This is a genomic window from Actinospineispora eucalypti (genome assembly GCF_039543365.1).
Classification (GTDB): Bacteria; Actinomycetota; Actinomycetes; order Mycobacteriales; family Pseudonocardiaceae; genus Pseudonocardia; species Pseudonocardia eucalypti.
This window is the reverse complement of record NZ_BAABJP010000045.1, coordinates 1-19,631: the sequence shown is the minus strand read 5'-3', so window position 1 is coordinate 19,631 and position 19,631 is coordinate 1. Positions and strand designations below refer to the sequence as shown.

The window sequence follows — 19,631 nt, the reverse complement described above, 5'->3', positions numbered from 1 at the left end:
CGCATGCCTCGCAAGTTTCTGATCCTCGGGGGAGTACTGGCGGTGGTCATCGCGGCCGCCGTCTGGGTGTTCACCGGCGGCTACACGGTCAAGGTGGCCCTACCGGCGGCCACCAACATCATCGCGGGTGGAACCGTGCAGGTGAACGGCTTCGCGGCCGGCACGGTGAAGAGCATCAAGGCGGTGGACAACCAGGCGATCCTGGAGATCGAGCTGGACCGCGCCTACGCGCCGCTGCACGAGGGCGCGGTCGTCAAGGTGCCCTGGAAGGCCGTGCTCGGTGAGCGCCTGGTCGACGTGACCGACGGTCCGTCGTCGAACGCGGAGATCCCGAGCTCCGGCCTCCTCAAGGGGCAGATGCCGAAGCCGACCGAGGTCGACCAGGTGCTCAACGCCCTCGACCCGAAGACGCTGGACCACCTGAAGTCGCTGATCAACGAGCTGGACGCGACCAGCAAGGGCCACGAGGGCGACATCAATGCCACCCTCCAGGCGCTGGGCCCCACGCTCAAGGGACTCGGTGGCGTGCTGGACGCCGTCGGCACCGACGGCCCGGCGATCAAGGCACTGGTCGTCCGGCTGAACAACCTGACCGGCACCCTGGCCACGCACCAGACCGACGTGCGGGCGATCGTCGCCCAGCTCTCCCGGCTGACCACCCAGGCCGCCACCCGCCAGCAGCAGCTGCGGGACGGCCTGCGGAAGCTCCCCGGCACGCTGCGCACCGCGCGCACCACGCTGGACAAGCTTCCCCCGGTGGCCGACGAGGTGGTGCCGCTGCTGCACGACCTGGAGCCGGCCACGGACAAGCTGGAATCGGTGTCGAAGAACCTGAACCCGCTGCTGAAGGACCTGCGCCCGGCCGTCCGGGACCTCGGCCCGACGCTCGAGGACCTGGATGACCTCTTCGACGACGCGCCGGACTTCCTGGAGGCCGTGTACAACACGTTCCCCCAGCTGAACCGGACCCTGCGGGTGCTGAGCGACCCGCTGGACTTCCTCCGCCCGTACACCCCGGAGGCGGCCGGCTGGCTGTCCAACTGGAACTCCAACTGGGCACCGTACGACGGCAACGGCAAGTACGCCCGGATCTGGTACCAGGCCGGCCTGTCCATGCTGAACGCCAACCCGGGCGTCATGCCGCCGGGCATCCGGTCGAACCCGTACCCGCTGCCCGGTGAGAACGGCGGCACCCCCTGGAAAGACGCGTTTGGGAGCGGTGTGAAGTGAGAAGACAACCCCTCGCCGGGCCGGCCCAGCGCTTCTCCAAGGCCCGGGTGCTGGCGACTGTGGGAGTCGCCGTGGTGGCGTGCACCGCCGCCGGCGGCAGCCTCGCCGTGGAGGCGACCCAGCAGCGCACCATCGTGATCGCCGAGTTCCGGGACGCCTCCCCGATGCTGACCGGCAACGACGTGAAGCTGCACGGCGTGAAGGTCGGCGAGGTCGCCGCGATGTCCGAGGAGAACGGCATCGCCAAGGTGGCCCTGGACCTCGGGCCCGAGGCGCTGCCGATCCACAGCGACGCGCGCGCCACGGTCCGTCCGGTCAGCCTCCTCGGTGAGCGGTACATGGAGCTGGACACCGGCACCCCGAGCGCGCCGCTGCTGCGGACCGGCGGGATCATCCCGGTCAGCCAGACCGGGCAGAACACCGACCTCGACGAGGTGCTGAACGTCTTCGACGACAAGACCGGCCAGTCATTGGCCGCGTTCGTCGCGGTGCTCGGCGAGGGCATGCGGGGCAACGGCGCCGACGTCGACGCCGCGATGAAGGCACTGGCCCCGGCGATGACCCAGACCGACCAGTTCGTGAAGGTCCTGCAGCAGCAGAACGCCACGCTGAACTCGCTGGTGGAGAACCTGGACCCGGTGGCCAAGTCGCTGGCCCAGGACGACGGCAAGACGCTGGACAGCCTGGTGGCGTCGACCACTTCGCTGCTGCAGACCACGTCGACCAACGTGCAGGCGTTGGACGCCACGCTGGCCGAGCTGCCCGGTTCGCTGGCGGCGGCCCGGGGCACGCTGGGCCACCTGGCGGACACCGCCGACGACACCACCCCGCTGCTCAAGGACATCCGGCCGGTCACCGACGACCTGAAGGAGATCAGCGACGAGCTGATCTACTTCTCCGAGTCGGCCAACCCGGCGTTCGACAAGCTGGCCCCGGTGCTGGACAAGGGCACCGACTTCCTGCGCTCGGCCAAGCCGGTCGCGGAGCAGCTGCGCCAGGCCGGGCCGGACCTCGTGAAGCTGTCCAAGGCGCTGAACCCGATCGTCAACGAGCTGGCCCACAACGTGGACAACGTCATGAACTTCATCCGGTTCTGGGCGCTGACCACCAACGGCAAGGACGGCCTCTCGCACTACTTCCGGGCCCACCTGATCTTCGAGCCGAGCACGGTGACCGGTTACGTCCCCGGCGGCCTGGGTGACCTGGGCGTCGGCGGCAAGGACCGGGCGCCCGACTCCGGCCAGCCGAAGCGCCCGGAGCTGCCGACCGGCCTGCTCCAGAAGCAACCCTCCAAGGACGGCGGCGTGACCGGACTGAACGAGAAGCAGGAGAGCGGCGCGCTCGGATTCCTGTTGGGCGGTGACAAGTAATGGTGCGCAGAGCCGCGGCACGCCGGCGCAGGGCCATCTTCTTCGGCTTCTTCGTCTTCGTCTTCTTCATCGCGCTGACCGGGCTGTCCCTGGTGTCCACCCAGGGTCTCCCGTTCGCCCCGCGCACCACGGTGCAGGCGGCGTTCCAGGACATCGGTTCGCTGCGCACCGGTGACGACGTGCGGATCGCCAACGTGCGGGTGGGCTACGTGGAGAGCGTCCACCTGCGGGACACCACGGACCCCAACGCCGGCCAGGCCAAGGAGCCGGTGGCGATCCTGAGGCTGGACAACGAGCGGCCGGTCTACCAGAACGCCAAGGCGCTCACCGCCTCGGTCGGCGCCCGTTCCGCACTGGGCCAGAAGTTCGTCGAGCTGAACCCGGGCGACCCGTCGGCCGGCCTGCTCGCGCCGGACGCGGTGATCCCGGCGGCCAAGACGGTCGGCGCGCAGGAGCTCTCCGACGTGCTGGCGGTTCTGGACGTGCCGACCCGGCAGGCCATCGGCTCGGTGGTCCGCAACGTGGGTGGTGGCCTCGCCGGCCACGGGCACGACTTCAACCTGGCCTCCGACGCCTTCCCGGACGCGCTGCCCGACCTGGGCACGGTGTCGCTGGCGTTCGCCAACAACGGCGGGCGGGACACCGCCTCGCTGCTGCGCAGCACCAACGACCTCTCGGTCTCCTTCGCCGGCCGGCAGGAGCAGATCGGCCAGCTGCTGGGCAAGATGGACAAGACGTTCGCCGGCTTCAACGCCGACCGGGGCCAAGCCCTGGAGGCGCTGCTGAAGACCGCCCCGGACTCGCTGCGCACCACCAAGGCCGCCCTGCTCAAGCTGGACCCGGCGCTGATCGACACCTCGTCGGCGGTGAAGGAGCTGCGGCCCGGCGGCAAGGCGCTGGGCGAGGCCACGCCGGACTTCCGCGGCTTCCTGCAGGAGAGCCCGGAACCGCTGGACAAGGTGCCCGGTGTGGCGGACGATGCCCGGCCGGCGCTCGGCGACCTGCGGGAGACGTTCGACGACCTGCAGCCGCTGGCCCCGATGTTGACCAAGGGATTCGCCCGGGGCGCGCCGACCGCGGACAAGATCAGCCCGTACATGCCCGAGGTCGCGGGGTTCTTCACGAACATCTCGCAGACCCTGACCAACGGCAACAACAACTACCGCTGGCTGACCTTCATCCTGACCCCGCAGACGCCGCAGAACCAGGCGACCGACCTGATCGGTGTGGTCGGCGACCCGACGTCGAACAAGGACCCGTACCCCGCGCCGGGTGAGGCGGGCAAGCAGCGCACGGGCGTGCCTGGTCTGAACACGAACGGAGTGCCCGGTCGATGAAGAAGTTCTTCATGAAGCTGTTCGGTGGCCCGGTTGTCCACGGTCACCAGACGGTTTCCGCATGGAAGCTGGGTGTCGGCTTCCTGGTCGGGGTGCTGATCCTCGGCTGGGCGGTGTTCAGCAAGGCGCAGATCACCACCTGGCTCACCCCCGGTGAGTCGATCCAGGTGAACTTCGCCTCGGACTACCGGCTGCGGCCGTACTTCAGCAAGGCGAAGATCGCGTTCGTGCCGGTCGGCATGGTCACCGGCGTGGACAAGGCCGACGACGGCTCCTCCATCGTCACGGTGAAGCTGTTCGGGGACGCCCGGGACCGGCTGGGCAGCGAGCCCGCCGCGGTCATCCGGCCGACCACAATGCTGGGCGGCAACTACATGCTCGACCTGGAGCCCGGCGGCGACAAGGGCCGGTTCGAGGGGGACATGATCCCCAAGGAGCGGGCGAAGCTGCCGGTCGAGCTGGACAAGATCATCGGCACCTTCCAGCCCGACGCGCTGCAGGGCATGCGCGGCACGCTGTCCAAGTTCGACCAGACCCTGGGCGGCGGCGGCCGGGATGCACTGCAGCGGTTGTTCAACGACGCCCCCGGCGCGCTGAAGCCCAGTGGCCAGGTGCTGACCGCGCTGCAGGGCCGCAACCCGGACGACCTGACCAAGGTGGTCGACGGGTTCGAGGCGATGGCCCGTGAGCTGGCCGAGCCGAAGGGCCGGCTGGACGCCATCACCACGGACCTGGCCACCCTGTCCACCGTGCTCGGGCGTAACGGCGGCAACTTCACCGCCACCCTGGACGAGCTCCCGGCGTCCCTGGACAGCGCGGACCGCGGCCTGCGCCGGCTGAACACCACGCTGGACACCCTGGAGGACACCGCCGACGACGTGCGGCCGAGCGTCCAGGAGCTGGACAAGACGCTGGACCGGTTGGACCCGGTGCTCGACCGGGCGCAGCCGGTGGTCGACGACCTGCGCGACGCGCTGAAGGATGCCCGTCCGCTGGTGCACAAGCTGGTGCCGGACGTCCGTGAGGCCACGGATCTCCTGCACGAGCTGAACCCGACGCTGGCCCGGGTGAACGGCCCGATCGCCGATCTGATCCTGAACCCGTACAAGGGCAAGGGGCCGTACTACCAGACCGCCACCGACAAGCCGATCTACAAGGAACTGGGCTACGCGGTGGCCACCCTGGACCGCGCCACCATGCAGAACAAGAACGGCTCGGCGCTGCCCTTCCAGGCGGCCGTGGTGCCCGAGTTCCAGGAGGGCCTGGTGGCCAACGACGGCCGGCCGAGGAGCGAGGCGACGATGAGCACGCTCACCGACCCGTTCCGGATCAACCCGCCGATCCAGTCACCGGGTGAGCCGCCGAGTCCCAACCCCGGCCTGTTCCCGTTCCTCGGCGGCACGCCGGTTAAGGGGGAGAAGTGACCCTGCCAAGCAGGCCTAGCCGCCGGGAGCGCGCGGCGCGCACCTTCGAGCGGATCAAGACCGAGCCGGGCCTGGCTCGCAACACCATCGTCGTGGTGGCACTGATCGCCATCGCCGGCGTGGTGGGCGGGATCGTGCTGGCCAACCAGCGGTTCATCACCCCGTGGGCGGACCGGATGGAGTTCTACGCGAACTTCGAGGCCAGCCCGGGCGTCAGCCCCGGAAACGGCCAGGAGGTCCGTATCGCCGGTGTGAACGTCGGTGACATCGTCGGCGCCGACATCGACGAGGACGGCCAGGCACGGCTCAAGCTGTCCCTGGAGCGCGGCCACCACGTCTACGAGAACGCCACCCTCGTCCTGCGGCCGAAGAGCCCGCTGAACGAGATGTACGTGGAGATCTCCCCGGGCGGCGCGCCGGCCAAGGAGATCGGCGAGGACTACGTCTTCCCCCGGACCAGTACCCAGCGGCCGATCCAGGTCGACGAGGTGCTGGACCACCTGGACGACAACGCGCAGCGGGCGCTCACCGCGCTGCTGGCCGAGTCGGACGTGGCGCTGACCAACGCCCAGGCCAAGCTGCCCGGGGGCCTGGACAGCGTGCGCACCACCACCAACGACCTGCGCCCGGTGGCGGAGGAGCTGGCCAAGCGCAAGGAGAAGATCGCCACGCTGGTCACCTCGTTGGGGCAGATCTCCAACGCGGTCGGCGGGGACGACAAGCGGCTGGCCACGCTGGCCTCCAGCCTGCAGACCACGCTGCACAGCTTCGCCAAGAACGCACCGCAGGTGGACGAGACGCTGAAGGTGCTGCCCGGCCTGGTGCACAACCTGCACCGGTCCACCGACGAGGTGAAGGACCTGGCCGACGAGCTGGACCCGACGCTGCGGGACCTGGAGGACGCCTCCGAGGCGTTCCCCGAGGCGATGCGCAAGCTGCGCAAGACCTCGGACAAGCTGGACGACGTGGTGGACGAGGCCAAGCCGTTCCTGCGGGCGCTGCGCCCGGTGATCTCGGACCTGCGGCCGTTCGCGGACGACCTGCAGGAGGCGCTGCCCGAGCTGCGCAAGGCGGTCAAGGGGCTGGACCCGGTGACCGACGCGCTGGTGCCGTACCTGCCCGACGTGGCCGCGTTCACCGTGCAGACCCGCTCGGTGGTCAGCCTGCAGGACGCCAACTCCGGCATCCTGCGCGGCCAGGCCCAGATCAGCAGCCACTTCGTCCCGCCGGTCTTCGGTGCGAACAACGGGATCAAGCCGATCCCGGCGAAGCCGGTCGACGGGGGCACCACCGCGCTGCAGAAGGCGACGCCGGTCGGCCCGGAGGGGCAGAACCCGCCCCACCAGGACGGCTCGAAGACGCCGAGGAAGGAACCGAACGAGGTGCCCACACCGGACAACTCCCGGAAGCTGTTGCCGGGCGGCCTGCTTGGCGGGGGGAACTGAGCGATGAAGCTTTCCCCGAGAGTCGTTCAGCTGACCACCCTGGTGCTGTTCACCGCACTGTGTGCCGTGGTGTTCGGCTACCTGTGGGTGAACTCCGGCGGCAAGCTGCCGGGCATCACCGGCAGCACCTACCGGGTCTCCGCCGTCTTCCCCAGGGTCGCCAACCTGGTGTACTTCGGTGACGTGATGGTGGCCGGCGTGAAGGTCGGCAAGGTGCAGGAGGTGACCCCGGCCCCCGGTGGGGGCGCCAAGGTGGTCATGGACCTGGACAACTACCCGCCGCTGCACGACGGTGCCACCGCCGAGATCAGGGCCAAGTCCCTGGTCGAGGAGAGCTTCGTGGAGATCGTCGACGGCACCGGGTCGGAGCTGCCCTCCGGCACCGAGCTCCCGGCGTCCGCCGCCAAGGGGCCGACCCAGCTGAACGACGTGCTGGTCGCCCTGGACGGCAAGACCAGGGGCGCTCTGGCCGAGAGCATGCGGTCGCTGGGCGCGGCCACCGAGGGCACCAAGGACTCGCTGTCCGAAGGCGTCGGCGGGCTCGGTGCGCTGGGGCGCAACGGGCGTACCGCGCTGGATGCCCTCGCCGACCAGGGCGAGGACCTCAAGCAGCTCACCGGCAACGCGGCCACGGTGATGAACGCGCTGAACACCCAGCGGGGCGAGATCGCCCGCCTGGTGGAGAGCGCGAACAAGCTGACCACCGCCACCGCCGACGGCAAGGCCGACCTGGAGAACGTGATGCGTGAGCTTCCGCCCACGCTGCACAGCGCCCGGGACGCCAGCCACGCGGTGGACGACATCGGCGACGCGCTGTGGCCGGTGGCCCGCAACCTGAAGGCGGCCGGGCCGGACCTCTCCGAGGCGCTGGAGCAGCTGCCCGACGTCTCGCGGGGCCTGCGCCACCTGCTGCCGGCGTTGGACGACGCCCTGGACAACGCGCCGAGGACCCTGCACAAGGTGCCGGACTTCTCCAAGGCGACCAGCGACATCGTGTCGCCCGCGATCGACGACCTGGAAGACCTGAACCCGATGCTCGGCTACCTCAAGCCGTACGCGCCCGAGCTGGCCAACGTGCTGCCCGGGTTCAGCCAGACGTTCGCGCACAGCGACAACAACGGGCACTACTTCCGGGCCTACCTGATGCCGAACGAGCAGACCCTCAAGGGCCTGCCGATCAACACGCACGTCGGCCCGCTGGCCAAGTTCAACCCGTACCCGAAGCCGGGTCAGGGCTACACCCCGGGTACCCCGGGGCGGCCGTTCACCAAGGTGGAGAAGGAAGGGCCGAACTGATCCCCCGGATGGTGCAGGTTTGACGTTCTTACTCACCGCCGCCCGGCGCGGGTGGACCAGGTTTCGTGCCTGGGTCACCCCGCGCCGGGCGGTGGCCCTTGTAGTCGTTCTGTTGCTCGCCGCCGGTGTGGTCGGCGGCCTGGTCCGGGCCAAGGTGGAGACCGGCATAGAGTCGTTCCTGCCGGCCTCGGACCCCTCGGTCACCGATCTGAACCGGGTCGGCGAGCTGTTCGGCGGTGACCCGATCGTGGTCCTGCTGGAGACGGCCCAGCCCCGCCAGCTGTTCGAGGGTGACCAGATCATGGCGCTCGGCGGGCTGGAGGGCCGGCTGGCCGGGCTGCCCGACGTGGCCGCCGTCTACGGGCCGGGCACGCTGCTCAACCAGATCGCCGGGCAGACCCGCGCACTGATCACCGAGCTGCTCGGCCGCCGCGACGGGGACGCCGCGCGCGTCGAGGTCGAGGCGCGGCAGGCCGGCAAGTCGGACGCCGAGGCCAAGGCGGAAGGGGCGGCGGCGAAGCTGCGGTTCGACCAGCGCTACTTCCCGCTGCTGGCGCAGGGCCTTCCGGTGGGGCTGCCCTCGCTGCACAACAAGGCGTTCGCCGACCACGTGGTGTTCAGTCCCACCGGGCCGCGCCCGCAGTGGCGGTTCGTGGTGCCCTCGGAAACCTCGGTGGCGGTCCTCATCCGGCCGCGCGAAGGTGCCGACGCGGCCGCCGTGCACCGCCTGGTCGGTGCGGTACTGGCCACCGTGGGCGAGTCCAAGCTGCCCACCACCAGGGTCACCGTCTCCGGCGTGCCGACCGTGGTGGCCGCGCTGAGCGCCAAGGTGAAGCAGGAGGCGCCGCTGCTGGGCGGCCTGGCGCTGTTGGCGGTCGGGCTGTGCTTCCTGCTCATGCCGTGGTTCTCGCCCCGGCGACGGTGGATGCGGCTGCTGCCGCTGATCACCACGCTGACGGCGATCGGGCTGACGCTTTCCGCCTACGGGTGGCTGGGCCGGCCGCTGTCCATCGGCGTGGTGGCGTTCCTCTCCGTGGTGCTGGGCATCGGCACGTACTACCCGACGTACTTCGCCATGTCCGCCCGCCCGCGCACGGTGCTGACCGTCGCGCTGGCCACGGCGGCCAGCCTGGCCACCCTGGCCTTCTCCCCGCTGCCCCTGGCCCGGGACCTGGGCGTGACCCTCGCCGTAGGCATCCTCCTCTCCGCCCTACTCGGCTACGCCCTCACCCGCACGCCCTGGTTCGAGCGCTTCCGCCACCACCACGACCCCGGCGAGTCGGGAGTTGAGGTACGGCGAGTCGGGGATCCGGGTACGCCTTCCGGGCGGTCGCGGGTCGTGGTGATCGCCGCTTTCGTGGTGGCGCTGCTGATCGCCGGTGTCGGCTGGGCGATGCTGCCCCGGCTGCCGCTGGAGACCAACGTGCAGCAGTTCGCCGCCCAGCTGCCCGCGATCAAGGACGCCGAGCACGCGGAGAACGTGCTGGGCAGCTCGGGCGAGCTGGACGTGGTGCTGACCGGCGCCGACGTCACCTCTCCGGAGGCGGTCGCCTGGATGAGCCGGGCCGAGGCGATCATCGGCACCCGCTACGGGGACCAGGCCCGCCGGGTGATCTCGCTGCCGATGCTGCTCACCTTCCTGGGCAGCAGCCCGTCCCCGGACGAGATCGCGTCCGCGCTGCGGCTGATGCCGCAGTACCTGACCGGTGCCGTGGTCAGCCTGGAGCGGGGCACCGCGGTGATGATCTACGGCGTGCGGATCGACGACCTGGGCGGCATCCAGCGGTTGCGCGAGGCGCTGAGCACCGAGCTGCCGCCGCCGCCCACCGGCTACGAGGTGAAGCTGGCCGGCCTGCCCATCGTGGCGGTGCGTGGCCAGGAACTGGTCTCCGAGGACCGGGTGTGGTCCAACCTGCTCGGTGTGCTGGCGGCCGGCCTGGTGCTGGCCCTGGGCCTGCGCCGGCGCTGGGACGCCGGACGGGCCGTGCTGGCCGCCGTGCTGGCCACCGGCGGCGGGCTGTTCCTGCTCTGGGCCACCGGCACCCCGCTGTCCCCCATCACCGTCGCGCTGGGCTCGCTGACCGCCGCCGTAGGATGCGAGTTCACCGTGCTCCTCGCCGAGGCACACCGCCGGAGCAATCCGGCGCTGCGCCGGGCGGTGCTCCTGGTGACGACCACGTCGGCCCTCGGTTACGCGGTGCTGATGTGTTCCGGGATCGCCGTGGTGCGGGAGTTCGGTGTGCTGCTGGCCGGAGCGGTGCTGCTGGCGCTGCTGTCCTCGCTGTGCGTGGTGCGGCTGACCGCGCGCGCCGGCGAGGCGTCTTCGCAAGGAGCTCGAGAATGAAGCTGCCCGAGGTACTGACCCAGGGAAAGACCCGCTGGTGGTTGGCCGGAGCGCTGGCCGTGCTGCTGGTCGCGCTGCTGGGCGGCGGGATCTACTGGTACCAGGCGACCCACCTCCCGAACGGCGTGGCCCTGCGGGTGGACGGCGTGGACGTCACCGAGGAACAGCTCGAGGAACAGGTCCAGGTCAACCGCGCGCTGTACGGCGTGCAGCCGCCCACCGAGCCGGCCCGGCTGGACACCTTCCGCCGGGACATGGCCAAGTCCACCGCGTTCGCGCTGCTGCTCGACCGGCTGGCCAGTGAGCGGCAGCTGGCCGTGGCCGACCGCCAGGTGTCCGACGTGCTGGCCCGCTACATCACGCAGTACTACGGCGAGGGGCCGGAGGGGCGGGACCGCTACGTGCAGGACCTGCTCAACCAGGGCACCTCGGAGAAGAAGGTGCTGGCCGAGCTCAAGCGGCGGATGCTGCTCGGGCTGCTGCGCGACCAGGTCACCGCCGGCATCACCGTCTCCGACGACGAGGTGCGCCGGACCTTCGACGAGCGCCGCGCCGAGCTGGCCATCCCGGAGCGGCGTGAGCTGCACAACATCGTGGTCCGGGAGAAGACCGAGGCCGACGACGTGGTGGCCGCGCTGCACGCCGGCGCCAACTTCGAGCAGCTCGCCCAGCAGCGCAGCATCGACGGGGCGACCCGGGAACAGGGCGGCAACCTGGGCGTCGTGGCGGCCGGCCAGCTGGAGCAGCCGTACGCCAACATCGCGTTCGGCGCCCAGGTCGGCTCGGTTTACGGCCCGGTGGCCACGCCGTACGGGTTCAACATCGGCAAGGTGGTCTCCGTGCAGCCCGGCGCGCCCGCCGAGTGGGAGAAGGTCGCCGGGCCGCTCAAGCAGATGCTGATCGAGGAGAAGGCCGCCGACAAGTGGCAGGCCTTCCTGATCGACGAGCTCAAGAACGCCAACGTCCGGTACGCCGACAAGTACCGCCCCGCCAACCCCGACGCGGTGCCCGACCCCGAAGCCGGCCGGCCCCAGCAGCCCCAAGGCGCCCAGGCGCCAGGAGGCGCTCCGGGCGGGGCTCCCGCTCCGGGCGGTCCTGCTCCGGATCCGGGCGGGGCTCCGGCACCGGGTGGAGGTCCTGCTCCCGGCTCAGCCCCGGCTCCCGGCGCGGTCCGGGCTCCGGCACCGGGGGCTCCCGGCGCGGCTCCGGCCCCGGGCGCTTCCGCTCCGGCTCCGGCCCCGGGGGTGGCGCCCGCTCCGGCACCGGGCGCTTCCGCTCCGGCACCGGGCGCTCCCGTGCCGGGGGGTGTCCCGGTTCCGGCTCCGGGCACAGCTCCGGGGCCTGGAGGCTCGGCCGCGGCTCCAGGTGGCGTGCCCGTCCCGGGTGGGGCGCCGGCTCCGGGCGGTGTTACTGCGCCGGGCGGGGCTCCTGTCCCAGGTGTGCCGGCTCCCGGCGCGGCCGCCGCCCCGGCTCCCGCGCCGGGTGCGGCCTCCGCTCCAGGGGCTCCTGGTCCGGGCGCTGTTCCCGCGCCGGGTGCTGAGGGACCGAAGTGAGCCAGCGGGGCGGGCGTCCGGGCGCGGCCGGGCGCCGACCGGAACCGGGCGGTTCCTGGATCGACCGGATCGACTGGCCGTTGGTGGCGAAGGGGACCTGGAGCGCGTTCTTCGTGCTGGTGCTGGTCTGGCTGACCGGACCGCTGGTGGCAACGATCCACCCGAAGGCCGCGCTGGTGTATCTCATCGTCGGTGCCGGTGCCGCGTTCGTGGTGGCCGGCTGGCGGTGCGCGGAGGCGGACTCGCCCGGGCTGACCGGTGCGGTGGCCGCGTTCCTCGGCTACACCTTGATCATTCCGCTGTTCTACATGGCGCAGCGGATGATCGATGTGCCGACCACGGTCGGCACCGCCGTCGCCGCCCTGATCGTCGGCGGCCTGGCCGCCACCCTGCTCGCCCGCCGGTCGTAGCACTGGCTCACCTCCGAAGCCGCCTGTTGCGCTGCCTCTGGGCATCCGCCACGCGCCGTAATCGCCGGGACCGTTGCCGCCCGGTTCCGAGCTACCGTTACTCGCCGAGCGCTGGGGCAGTCCGCTTCGATCATGGAATTCGCCGGACTGAGCTAACGCTCGATGAAGCCACCCGCCCCAGCCGCCCACCGCTGGGCGGCAATCCGACCACAGTCCGTAGCTAATGCATCGGGGCCGCACCCGCGTCGCGGCAGACGGCGCGGCCGTGCCGTCCAAGCCCTCTAGAGCCGGCACTCGGCCCAACTGGAGATCGACATCAACCTGACGCACCTTCGGGCGCCGAGGAAGGTGCCTGAGGTTGATGTGGATCTTGGCGGCGCGCGTGAGGCGCCGACGGATCGGGCTGGGCTGGCTCGTAACAGATTGCCGATCCGGAAAGCCCCTTGAGCCTTACCGCCGCACGCGGTCCGAGCTGTGCGGCGTCGCGGTTACACCGGGTCGGAGGGCGATTGTCGGGGGTTGTGGTTACCGTGCGGGGGTGGGGCGGCGACCGGTGGTGGTGAGTGCGCCGGCGGGCGAGGGTGGCCAGTTCGTCAGGCGGGTGCAGCTGCCGCTGGCCGAGGTGGCTACCGGCCGGTACCCGTTCACGCTGCCGGTGGTCGCCGGGCTGGCCGCGTGGCCGTCGGGGCTGCCGCTGCCGCCCGGGGTGACCTTCCTGGTCGGGGAGAACGGCTCCGGCAAGTCCACGCTGGTCGAGGCCATGGCCGTGGCCTGCGGGTTCAACGCCGAGGGGGGCAGCCAGAGCTTCCGGTTCGCCACCAGGGCCAGCGAGTCCTCGCTGGGCGATCATCTCCGGCTGACCTGGGGCGTGCGCAAGCCGCGCGGCGGGTTCTTCCTGCGGGCGGAGTCGTACTACAACGTGGCGACCGAGATCGAGCGGCTGGATCGGGAGCCCGGGGGTTCGTTGCTCGACGCCTACGGCGGGATCTCCCCGCACGAGCGCTCGCACGGCGAGTCGTTCCTGGACCTGGTCACCCACCGGTTCCGCCCGGGCGGGCTGTACCTGCTGGACGAGCCGGAGGCGGCGCTGTCCGTGCGTGGGTGCCTGGCCGTGCTGGCCCGGATGGTGGAGCTGGCCGGCGGGGGTAGCCAGTTCGTGGTGGCCACCCACTCGCCGGTGCTGCTCGCGCTGCCCGGCGCGACGATCTACCAGATCGACGAGGACGGCGGAATCGCCGCCGTCGACTACGACCAGGCGCTACCGGTGCGGCTGACCAGGGAGTTCCTGAACGCCCCCGACCGCTACCTGCGCCACCTGCTCAGCCAGGACTAGTGTTTCCCGCGTGCGCCGAACTGGGCGCACGCTCGGCAAGCGCGTTCCGCGCTAGGTGTCGCCCAGCTTGCCCCGGACCTGCCCGAGCACCCCGGTGAGCCGTTGGGCCATCGAATCGGTCACGCCGGGCAGGCCGAAGTTGGCCGCGCCCAGTTCCTGGGCCGCCTTGGTCACCACCCGCAGCCCTTCCTCGGTGAGCGCGGCGAGCACGGTACGCCGGTCGCTGGGGTGCGGCCGGCGGACGACCAGCTCGCGGGCCTCCAGTTGGTCGATCACCAGGGTGACCGTGGTCGGGTGGACCAGCAGGTGCTTGGACAGCTGCCCGAGCGGCCGGGTGTGGTCACGGGAGATGAGCAGCGTGGCCATCAGCAGGAACGCCGTGCGGCTGAGGTTGTACCCCTTCAGCAGGCGGTCCAGCTCGGCGATCATCAGCTGGTGGGTGCGCATGAGCGCGGCCATAGCCGCGAAGTGGTCCGCGCCCGGCTGTTCCCGGGCCGTCCACTCGTTGCGGATGTACTCGACCGCGTCCTGTTCCGTCACGTGCCCAGACTAAAGATTGAGGCCCCGACTATCCAACTCTGGAGTAGTGGGCTCAGTGCGAAACGCGCACCACGATCTCGGTGTCGGTGGCCCGCTCCACGCGCACGTTCCAACCCTCGGACTGGGTTTCCCCGCCGACCGGCACGGTGATCGTCTGGCCGGCCACCTCGATGTTGGCCTGGTTGTTCTCGAAGCTGACCATCTTCGCGGTGATACCCAGCACGGAGACCGACGGCGTGCCGTCCCGGGGGAAGGTGATCGTGCAACCGGTCAGGTCGCAGCTGGTGTCCGTGCCCTCGCTGCCCCCGCCGCACCCGGTCAGCGCGCCGAGCGCGAGGACCGAACCGAGCAGGAGAGCGGCGAACGAACGGGCGGAAGGCGGCAGGGAGCGCATGCCCGGAGTCTAAGAGATCTCTCAGTTAGCGTCGCTAGAGCCCGAGCAGGTAGTCGTTCTCCGCCTGCTTCTTGGAGTCGGTGCCGTTGTACCCGTTGTACGGGAACTCCTTCGGCCCCTTGTGGCCGGTGCAGTCCGGGTCGTAGTCACCGCTGTCGTACTTGCGGTCGTCCTTGCGGTAGCCGTTGTACCCGGGGGTGGTGTTGTAGGTGTGGTCCTTGAAGGACTTGCAGTCGTCGGAGTCCGAGCTGGTCCGGTAGGAGATCGGCAGGGCGCCGGGCGCGGTGCCGGGCAGATCGACGCCGCTCAGGCCGGTGTCACCGGTGCGGTTGGGCAGCGTGGTGGAGGTGTTCGGCAGCTGGTCGGTCGCGCTCGACTCCCGCTGCGTGCCCTCGTCCAGGCCGAGGTCCGGGGTGTCCGCGGCGGCGGTGCCGGCCAGTGGGAAGATCAGTACGGCGACACCGACCGCGGTCGCCGTGGTGCGCAGCGTGCGTCGGACCGTGCTGATCATCGTCTCGATCCTCTCCGGAGCGGGCGGAGGGCAGTCTTCGGCCTCCGTGCTGAAATAACGAGCGGGCCATGCCCCGAGGTGTGGCCCGGCCAGCGAAAACGCTCCGGTTTCACCCGCTAGTGGTCACTCACCCCAGCAATGCGACCGGGATGTCGGTGGTCCGCGCGCGCAGGTACTCGCCGAGGCCCTTGGCCTGCGGGTCCGGCCGGGTGGACGAGGCCACACCCTCGCCGAGCAGGCCAACCACCACGAAGTTCAGCGCGTTCAGGTTGGGCAGCTCGTAGCGGTGCACGGCCAGGCCGTCCGCCTCGGGCAACAGCTCGCGGAACTTCGCCTCGGTCAGGTGCGCGCGCAACCACGCGAACTCGGCCGGCGTGCGGGTCCACAGGCCCACGTTGGCGTTGCCGCCCTTGTCCCCGGACCGCGCCGCGCACACCCGGCCCAGCGGCTCGCGCCGGGTCTCGCCGAAGTCCCTCGCGGGTTCCTCCCGGCCTGCCGAAGTGACTGAATCAGCGTGCTGAAGTGACTGAATCGGGGAGGTGGGGTGCGGGTGGGGGATGACGCGGCGTTCGCTGTTGGGGAGGACCACGGTGTGGGTTACGTGTTCGGCGGGGATCAGGGCGGGCCAGTAGACGCCGTAGGCGGTTTCCGGGGTGGGCGGGGTGGTGGTGTGGAAGCCGGCGTAGCCGCCGAGGGCCAGCTCCATGGTGGCGTTGGAGAAGGCGCGGCCGACCTTGCGCGGGTCGGGGTCCTTCACGGTGATGCGCAGGTGTGCGGTGGCCTCCACGTTGCGGGGCGCGTCGGCGTGCTCGAAGCGGAGCAGGTTCACGTCCACCTCGGCGAACTTCTCCCGGCCGCCGAGCACCTCGAACAGCAGCTGCTCCGCGTAGGCCGCCTTGGCCTCGACGTCCAGGCCGGTGAGCACCAGGGTCATGGTGTTCCGGTAGCCGCCCAGCTGGTTCAGCGCCACCTTCAAGGTGGGGGGCGGTGCCGATCCGCGGGTGCCGGAGATCAGCACCCGGTGCTCGCCGTCCTGGGTCAGGTTCAGGGTGTCGAAGTGGGCGGTCACGTCCGGGTTCAGGTACTCCGGGGCGCCGATCTCGTACAGCAGCTGCGCGGTGACCGTGCCGGGGGAGACCAGGCCGCCGGTGCCGTCGTGCTTGGTGATCACGCTCGAGCCGTCGGCGGCCACCTCGGCGATGGGGAAGCCGGGGTAGCGGCGGTCGGTGATCTCGTCCAGGAACGAGTAGTTGCCGCCGGTGGCCTGGGGGCCGCATTCGATCACGTGCCCGGCGGCGACCGCTCCGGCCAGCGCGTCGTAGTCGTCGCGAGCCCAGCCGTGCCACCAGGCGGCCGGCCCGACCACCAGCGACGCGTCGGTCACCCGGGGGCACACCACGATGTCCGCTTGTGCCGCGAGTGCCTCGGCGATGCCCCAAGCACCCAGGTAGGCGTTGGCGGAGATCGCCGTGCGGTCGGTCTCGGCCAGCGGCCGGCCGGTGTCCAGGTTGGCGAAGTCCACGCCTTGGGACTGGAGTTCGGGCAGCCGGTCGACGATGTTGTCCCCGGTGACGTACGCGATCTTCGGCTCGAGGCCGAGCTTGCCGGCCAGCTCGGTGATCTTTTCGGCCAGCCCGGCCGGGTTCAGCCCGCCGGCGTTGGTGACGATCTTGATGCCCCGGTCCAGGCAGCTGCCCAGCACCTGTTCCACCTGGGTGAGGAAGGTGCGCGCGTAGCCGGCCGAGGGGTCCTTCTGCTGCGCCTTCCACAGGATGAGCATGGTCAGCTCGGCCAGGTAGTCACCGGTCAGCACGTCGATCGGGCCGCCCTCGACCATCTCCCGGGCCGCCGCCACCCGGTCCCCGTAGAACCCGGAGCAGTTCCCGATCCGTACCGCACGCTTGGTCATTTCGCCTCACTCACCGGAAGATCCGCCGGGATCAGTGTGCCGCCGGCCTCCAGTTCCCGCACCCGGGCGGCGTCCAGGCCCAGCCAGCGGCCCAGCACGTCGGCGTTGTGCTCGCCGACGAAGGCCGCCCCACCCCGGGGCTCACAGGAACCGGCGGAGAACCGGTACGGCATCCGGATCACCGGGCGGGTGCCGCCGGCCCGGTCGTCCACCTGGGCCGTCACCTCGCGGGCCTGGGCGGTCGGCGACTCCATCACGGTGGCCGGCGTGCGGATCTCCGCCCAGGCCACCCCGGCCGCCTCCAGCGCCGCGATCAGCTCCGGGCGGGACCCGAAGGACGCGACCCACTCGCGGATCACCCGGGCGCGCGCGGTGAACCGCTCCGGGCCGGACACCTCCGGGTCGGGATCGGTCAACCCGTGCCGCCCGGACAGCCGGTGCCAGAGGAACTTCGGGTCGCCGGAGACCAGCAGCGGCCCGCCCGGCGCGTCGGCGTACACACTGCCCCGCGCGGCGAACACCTCGGTGCCCTCCAGCGCGTACGGCGTGTAGTCGTCGGTGGCCAGCATCGCCTCGAACATGCTCATGTCCAGGTACTGCCCGGTCCCGGTGTTGTCCCGCAGGCGCAGCGCGGAGAGCACCGCGACCATGCCGTGCAGCGAGGTCACCGAGTCGGCCAGCGCCATGACCACGTCGTTCGGCTCGGCCCCGTCCACCTGGGCCTGCCGGCCGAGCAGCCCGGTCTCCGCGTGCAGCACCGGCGCATAGGCCTGCCGGCCGGACTCGGGTCCCCACTGCCCGAAACCGGAGACCGACAGCATCACCAGCCTCGGGTTTCGCTTCGAGAGCACCGACCAGCCGACGCCGAGGCGGTCCAGCGTGCCGGGGCGGAAGTTCTCGATCACCACGTCGGCCCGTTCGGCCAGCCGGCACAGCAGCTCGGCCCCGCCGTCCGCGCCGAGGTCCAGTGAGACGTTCCGCTTGCCGGCGTTCTGCTGCAGGTAGAGCCCGGTGTGACCGTGGCTGCGCGGCCCGAAGGCCTGGGTGATGTCGGTGCCGGGTACCTCCACCTTGACCACCTCGGCGCCCAGGTCGGCGAGCATCCGCCCGACGTACGGCCCGGAGATCGCCCGGGACAGGTCGAGCACCCGGATGCCTTCCAGGGGAAACATCAGTAGGACCTCGGCAGCCCGAGCACGTGCTCGGCCAGGTAGTTGAGGATCATGCCCTGGGGGATGGGGGCCAGCCGCTGCAGCCGGGCTTCGCGGAAGTAGCGCTCCACGTGGTACTCCGACGCGTAGCCGAACCCGCCGTGGGTCTGCACCGCCGCGTCCGCTGCCTGGAAGGCCGCCTCGGCGGCCAGGTACTTGGCCGAGTTGGCCGCCTCGCCGGACGGCTGCCGGGTGTCCACCCGCCAGGCCGCCTCCCGGATCACCAGCTCGGCCGCGTGCAGCCGGGCGTGCGCCTCGGCCAGCGGGTGGGCCACCGCCTGGTTCTTGCCGATCGGCCGGCCGAAGACCACCCGCTCGTTGGCGTACTTGACCGCCCGGCGCAGCGACGCCCGCCCGACGCCGAGCGCCTCGGCGGCGATCAGCACCCGCTCGGCGTTCAGGCCGTCCAGCAGGTAGTAGAAGCCCTTGCCCTCCTCGCCGACCCGGTCCTCCTCGGACACGTACAGGCCGTCGTAGACCACCTCGCAGGAGACCACCGCGTTGCGCCCCAGCTTGGGGATCGGGGTGATCTCCACCGCCGGGTCCTGGAGGTTGGCCACGAACAGGGTCATGCCCTCGGTGGACTTCTTGCCCTCCGCCTTGGGCGTGGTGCGGGTGAGCAGCAGCACCTTCTCCGAGTAGGTGGCCTTGGAGGTCCACACCTTGCGGCCGTGGATGCGGTAGCCGTCCCCGTCGCGGACCGCCCGGGTGGTGATGGAGGTGGTGTCCAGGCCGGCGTCGGGCTCGGTCACGCCGAACGCCACGTGCAGGTCGCCGGCCGCGACCCGGGGCAGGTAGCGCTGTCGGATCTGCTCGTCGCCGTGCAGGACCACCGGGTGCATGCCGAAGATGGACAGGTGGATGGCGCTGCAGCCGTTCATGCAGGCCCCGGACGCGGCGACCTCCTCCAGCACGATCGACGCCTCGGCGATGCCCTGCCCGCCGCCGCCGTACTCCTCCGGGATGGCGATGCCGATCCAGCCGCCCTTGGCCATCTCCCGGTAGAAGTCCCAGGGAAACTCGTGCTCGGCCTCGAGGCGCATCCAGTAGTCATCGTCGAACTGCTTGCAGACGTCGCGCACCGCCTGCCTGATCGCCCGATGGTCCTCGTTCTCGGTGAAGTCCACGCGGCAACCCTAAACCCGGATCGAAAATTACTCTAGTCCTCAAGTTTTTGTGGAGCGAGCACTTACCGGCTAAGCTCCCCGCATGCCGGTGCAGGAGCGGGCCGCGGTGATGCCGCAGGCTGTGATCGACGAGCAGATGATCGAGAACATGCGGGCCAAGGTGGGTGCCCGGCTGCGCATCGACCATTCGGTGAACA

16 protein-coding genes are annotated in these 19,631 nt (G+C 70.9%); 10 read left to right on the top strand and 6 right to left on the bottom strand.

Features of this window, described 5'->3' with window-relative positions; genetic code table 11:
* The first annotated feature begins 3 nt into the window (after nucleotides 1-3).
* From ABEB12_RS33775 to ABEB12_RS33730, 10 genes are all read left to right on the top strand, one after another.
* On the top strand, nucleotides 4-1,230 hold the full coding sequence (locus tag ABEB12_RS33775) for an MlaD family protein (RefSeq protein ID WP_185063814.1): 1,227 nt from the start codon (nucleotides 4-6) through the stop codon (nucleotides 1,228-1,230).
* On the top strand, nucleotides 1,227-2,600 hold the full coding sequence (locus tag ABEB12_RS33770) for an MlaD family protein (protein ID WP_185063815.1): 1,374 nt from the start codon (nucleotides 1,227-1,229) through the stop codon (nucleotides 2,598-2,600). Before ABEB12_RS33775 ends, ABEB12_RS33770 begins: the two co-directional genes overlap by 4 nt.
* Entirely contained in the window at nucleotides 2,600-3,937 is a 1,338-nt protein-coding gene (locus tag ABEB12_RS33765) for an MlaD family protein (RefSeq protein ID WP_185063816.1), read from the top strand. Before ABEB12_RS33770 ends, ABEB12_RS33765 begins: the two co-directional genes overlap by 1 nt.
* Nucleotides 3,934-5,361 carry an MCE family protein gene (locus ABEB12_RS33760; RefSeq protein WP_185063817.1) on the top strand — a complete coding sequence of 476 codons (1,428 nt, stop codon included), beginning with the start codon at nucleotides 3,934-3,936 and terminating at the stop codon, nucleotides 5,359-5,361. The genes ABEB12_RS33765 and ABEB12_RS33760 overlap by 4 nt, the downstream gene beginning before the upstream one ends.
* Nucleotides 5,358-6,806, top strand: a complete 1,449-nt coding sequence (locus ABEB12_RS33755) for an MCE family protein (protein ID WP_185063818.1) — start codon at nucleotides 5,358-5,360, stop codon at nucleotides 6,804-6,806. Before ABEB12_RS33760 ends, ABEB12_RS33755 begins: the two co-directional genes overlap by 4 nt.
* 3 nt (nucleotides 6,807-6,809) lie before the next feature.
* The gene (locus ABEB12_RS33750; protein ID WP_185063819.1) at nucleotides 6,810-8,102 is read left to right on the top strand and encodes an MlaD family protein; all 1,293 of its coding nucleotides are present in this window, start codon (nucleotides 6,810-6,812) and stop codon (nucleotides 8,100-8,102) included.
* A gap of 19 nt (nucleotides 8,103-8,121) precedes the next feature.
* Nucleotides 8,122-10,446 carry an RND transporter family protein gene (locus ABEB12_RS33745; protein WP_185063820.1) on the top strand — a complete coding sequence of 775 codons (2,325 nt, stop codon included), beginning with the start codon at nucleotides 8,122-8,124 and terminating at the stop codon, nucleotides 10,444-10,446.
* Entirely contained in the window at nucleotides 10,443-11,999 is a 1,557-nt protein-coding gene (locus tag ABEB12_RS33740) for a peptidylprolyl isomerase (protein WP_185063821.1), read from the top strand. The genes ABEB12_RS33745 and ABEB12_RS33740 overlap by 4 nt, the downstream gene beginning before the upstream one ends.
* Nucleotides 11,996-12,409, top strand: a complete 414-nt coding sequence (locus ABEB12_RS33735) for a hypothetical protein (protein ID WP_185063822.1) — start codon at nucleotides 11,996-11,998, stop codon at nucleotides 12,407-12,409. Before ABEB12_RS33740 ends, ABEB12_RS33735 begins: the two co-directional genes overlap by 4 nt.
* 538 nt (nucleotides 12,410-12,947) lie before the next feature.
* Nucleotides 12,948-13,742 carry an AAA family ATPase gene (locus ABEB12_RS33730; RefSeq protein ID WP_345703375.1) on the top strand — a complete coding sequence of 265 codons (795 nt, stop codon included), beginning with the start codon at nucleotides 12,948-12,950 and terminating at the stop codon, nucleotides 13,740-13,742.
* A 51-nt stretch (nucleotides 13,743-13,793) separates the two neighbouring features.
* Here ABEB12_RS33730 and ABEB12_RS33725 read toward each other — a convergent pair whose 3' ends face one another.
* The 6 genes from ABEB12_RS33725 to ABEB12_RS33700 form a co-directional block, all read right to left on the bottom strand.
* Entirely contained in the window at nucleotides 13,794-14,282 is a 489-nt protein-coding gene (locus tag ABEB12_RS33725) for a MarR family transcriptional regulator (RefSeq protein ID WP_185063824.1), read from the bottom strand.
* A gap of 52 nt (nucleotides 14,283-14,334) precedes the next feature.
* Nucleotides 14,335-14,676, bottom strand: coding sequence for a hypothetical protein (locus tag ABEB12_RS33720; protein WP_185063825.1), 342 nt, complete (start codon nucleotides 14,674-14,676; stop codon nucleotides 14,335-14,337).
* A gap of 34 nt (nucleotides 14,677-14,710) precedes the next feature.
* On the bottom strand, nucleotides 14,711-15,187 hold the full coding sequence (locus ABEB12_RS33715; RefSeq protein ID WP_185063826.1) for a hypothetical protein: 477 nt from the start codon (nucleotides 15,185-15,187) through the stop codon (nucleotides 14,711-14,713).
* Between the two features lie 127 nt (nucleotides 15,188-15,314).
* Complete coding sequence (locus tag ABEB12_RS33710; protein WP_185063827.1) at nucleotides 15,315-17,096, bottom strand: acyclic terpene utilization AtuA family protein; 1,782 nt, start codon at nucleotides 17,094-17,096, stop codon at nucleotides 15,315-15,317.
* Nucleotides 17,093-18,268 (bottom strand): CoA transferase, encoded by a 1,176-nt coding sequence (locus tag ABEB12_RS33705; RefSeq protein WP_185063828.1) that lies wholly within the window; start codon nucleotides 18,266-18,268, stop codon nucleotides 17,093-17,095. Before ABEB12_RS33705 ends, ABEB12_RS33710 begins: the two co-directional genes overlap by 4 nt.
* A complete protein-coding gene (locus ABEB12_RS33700) occupies nucleotides 18,268-19,434 on the bottom strand; it encodes an acyl-CoA dehydrogenase family protein (RefSeq protein WP_185063829.1) in 1,167 nt (388 codons plus the stop codon). The genes ABEB12_RS33705 and ABEB12_RS33700 overlap by 1 nt, the downstream gene beginning before the upstream one ends.
* Nucleotides 19,435-19,631: the final 197 nt, after the last annotated feature.